Below are 3,006 nucleotides of genomic sequence, written 5' to 3' on the forward strand. Positions count from 1 at the left end.
CACACCCACCACCCGGTGGACTGCGACATCAACTGAACACCGATCACGACAAACCGACTCTGAAACCGGGTGGTCGCGTTATCGGGGACTGGTCAATACCCCTTCGTCGCCTCGTTGGTCAGGCAGCCCGCGACCAGGAGGACAGTCACCGGGCGCGGGCGCCTGGAGGAACGGTAAAGATGCCGATGCTGCGCGCTCAACGAGTGTGCGTCAGCTTGCGCGGGTGCCGGAAAATCGTTGACGCACAAGAGTAGTTGCGGCGAGTATTGGTCTGCGATACAAGCAAACTGACGCACACCAGTAGGCAGGGGACTTCATCATGCGTTTACGTTTCCTCGGCAAGAACACCGGCTCGCACCAATCGCCCACGCTGTACCTCAGTGACCGGGAGACATACGTGGTGCAGGGGTGGCGCGTGCCGGATCTGCCGGAACTCATCGAGATTCCGCACCCACTGCTCGGATTCCTGGAACGCGGCACCTGCTTGGGCACGCCGCTTCAGGACACGGGGCACGGTACGTTCACGCTGACGGGCATACCCGTCACAGACGCCGAAGCACTGGCGCAGATGGATATCCCATCGCACGAAGCCAGCGTCGAGGTACCGATCGGAAAGGAGCGCCGCCGGGATGTACTCACTGACGGGTGAGGAGCTGGACGAGCTATTCCGCTCGCCGTGGCAACGGGCATTCCACCTCGAACTCCAGGACACCTATGCCGTATCCGGTGAGTTCGAGCCCCTGCGCCAATTCCTCGCCGGCGAAGCGGAGGACGCCGCATGGCAACAGGGTTGGCTGGACCTCATTGCCGAGATCACCACGGCCGGCAAGACCGTTCAGCGCGTCCGCGTAGTCACCGAACCGCACACCGACTACACCCGCTGGGCGCTCGCAGTGTCACCGCGCAACATCGCGGCAGGTGAGGACATCCGCTGGTTGCCGCGGCACGCCATCGATCCCGCGCTACTGACCGGCGACGACTACTGGCTCTTCGATGACCATCTGGCAGCGTTCAGCGTCTTCACCCGCAGCGGGGAAGGCGCGGGATTCGCCGTCACGACCGACCCGGTAGTAGCGGCGCACTTTCGGGCGGTGCGGGATCGTGTCTGGTCCTTGGCTGTGCCCCACGACGAATACGTCCAGGCATCGCATCGGTGACCAACCCGCGGGCGGCGAAGGAAGCACTCGGGCAACGGCTGCGCGAGATCCGCCGGAGCGCCGGTCTGACCGGTCGCGCTCTGGCGGGACTCGCTGGCTGGCACGAGTCCAAGATATCCAAGATCGAATACGGCAAGCAGACACCCAGCGAGACCGACCTACGCGCGTGGTGCCGTCATACCGACGCGGCTGCGCAACTGCCCGACCTGATCGCCACGCTTCACAACGTCGAAGCCGCCTACCTCGAAGTCCGGCGGATGCGGGTGCCGCAGTGGCAACGGGTCATCGCCAAGATGGAAGCCGACGCCGAACTCATCCGCTGGTTCGAGCCCGGACTGGTGCCGGGACTGCTCCAGACTTCTCGGTACATCCACGGTGTTCTCGAGACGATCGAAGCCCTCTACGGCGGTCCTGATGTCATCGAGGCGGCGGTGGCTGCCCGATTGCAGCGACAGCAGGTGCTCTACAAAGGTCGTCACCGCTTCCACTTCGTCATCGGGGAACAAGCACTCTGGTCGGTCGTCGGAGACCCGGAGGTCATGATTGAACAGCTCGACCGGCTCCTCACCGCCATGACACTGCCTCGGGTCGTCCTCGGTATCGTGCCCCTCCGTGCGCCGTACCGGGTGCCGTTGATGAACTTCGCGATCTTCGACCGCGCCATGGTGCAGGCAGAGACCATCTCCGCACAGCTGACCGTCACCCAGCCCCGCGAAATCGGGCTGTACGAACGGGCATTCAATGCCGTGTCCGATCAGGCGGCAATCGGCAACGCCGCACGCGAGCTGATCACCACGGCGATGGAGCACTACGGACAGCAACTGGACGCCTCATCACACGAGCAGTGAACCGGCGCCAGCACCTACGCCGCTGCCAGCAGCCCCAGGAACTCACGCACCTCGGGCACCTTGGCATGTACACGGACCGCAGCAGCGACGGTGTCGAGCTTCTGATGAACTCGCGTCGACCCGATCTGACTGATCGCGTCGTAGTGGTCGGTCAGCACCTGGCAGCCCTCGGCGATGTCTCCGGCTTGTACCAGATTGCGACCGAGCTGGACGTGCCACTCTGCTTGTTCCCGCGGCCATGCCGATGACCCGTCGATAGCCGCGCGGATCTGTTCCGACGCCGACCGGTGTTCACCGAGGTACATCTGCATCGTGCCGGTCATACCGCTCAACAGGACATCCGGTAGATAGACCCACTCCGGATCGAACCCCCGGTTGGATTCGTATGCCCGATACGCCCGGCTGAGCGCGTCCGTGACGGCAGACCTGTTGCCGCGCGGATCTGGCATCCCCAAGGCGTCGGCTTCACGAATCGCCATGAGTGAGCGTAGTTTCGGACCGCCGTGACTGAGCGCAGCACGAGATGCCGCCTGGGCATACTGCACCGCTTGGCGGGTGCCTGCGGCGGTACCACCGTTCCACTCGGTCAAGAGGGAACTGGCATTGCCGAGAGCATGCGCTACAGCGATCCCGTCGTCGACCGCCGTGGCGGCTTGTGCGGCATCGGCGTAGTAGCGCCGCGCATCGTCCAGCCGCCCAGCGTCGTAGTGCACCCAACCGGCGGCCGTCATCATCTCGGCCGCGGCGCTGGTCAAACGCGCGACCCACCTCGCCGGTGTAGGTTTCTCAGTTCTTGCATACCGGTACGATCTACGGCACACCGGGCTGACGTGGATGGCCGATGCCGGGGTGAGTCTGCACGTGCTCCAGAAGATCGCCGGCCATGCCGACAGTCGGACCACCGAGCGCTACCTACACCCGGATCAACAGGAGATCACCGGCGCCGGGGACAAGCTCCCGAAGCACCTTCGGTCCCGTTCTGGTCCCGCTCTTTGGGTGGC

General features: G+C 64.4%; 5 protein-coding genes. 4 read left to right on the forward strand and 1 reads right to left on the reverse strand.

Translation table 11 applies throughout. The annotated features are described in order from the left end of the window. Nucleotides 1–319 precede the first annotated feature (319 nt). The 3 genes from ACFWPH_RS16520 to ACFWPH_RS16530 are packed head-to-tail and all read left to right on the forward strand — an operon-like array spanning nucleotide 320 to nucleotide 2,005. Nucleotides 320–649, forward strand: coding sequence for a hypothetical protein (locus tag ACFWPH_RS16520; protein WP_378751808.1), 330 nt, complete (start codon nucleotides 320–322; stop codon nucleotides 647–649). Next, nucleotides 630–1,157, forward strand: a complete 528-nt coding sequence (locus tag ACFWPH_RS16525) for a DUF6879 family protein (protein ID WP_378751810.1) — start codon at nucleotides 630–632, stop codon at nucleotides 1,155–1,157. Before ACFWPH_RS16520 ends, ACFWPH_RS16525 begins: the two co-directional genes overlap by 20 nt. Beyond that, nucleotides 1,154–2,005, forward strand: a complete 852-nt coding sequence (locus tag ACFWPH_RS16530) for a Scr1 family TA system antitoxin-like transcriptional regulator (protein WP_378751812.1) — start codon at nucleotides 1,154–1,156, stop codon at nucleotides 2,003–2,005. Before ACFWPH_RS16525 ends, ACFWPH_RS16530 begins: the two co-directional genes overlap by 4 nt. 14 nt (nucleotides 2,006–2,019) lie before the next feature. Here ACFWPH_RS16530 and ACFWPH_RS16535 read toward each other — a convergent pair whose 3' ends face one another. Continuing rightward, entirely contained in the window at nucleotides 2,020–2,760 is a 741-nt protein-coding gene (locus ACFWPH_RS16535; RefSeq protein ID WP_378751814.1) for a hypothetical protein, read from the reverse strand. Here ACFWPH_RS16535 and ACFWPH_RS16540 point away from each other — a divergent pair. Beyond that, a partial coding sequence (locus tag ACFWPH_RS16540) for a tyrosine-type recombinase/integrase (protein WP_378752647.1) occupies nucleotides 2,753–3,006 on the forward strand: 254 nt, incomplete at its 3' end. The genes ACFWPH_RS16535 and ACFWPH_RS16540 overlap by 8 nt on opposite strands.

Source organism: Nocardia sp. NPDC058499, assembly GCF_042719915.1.
Lineage (GTDB): Bacteria > Actinomycetota > Actinomycetes > Mycobacteriales > Mycobacteriaceae > Nocardia.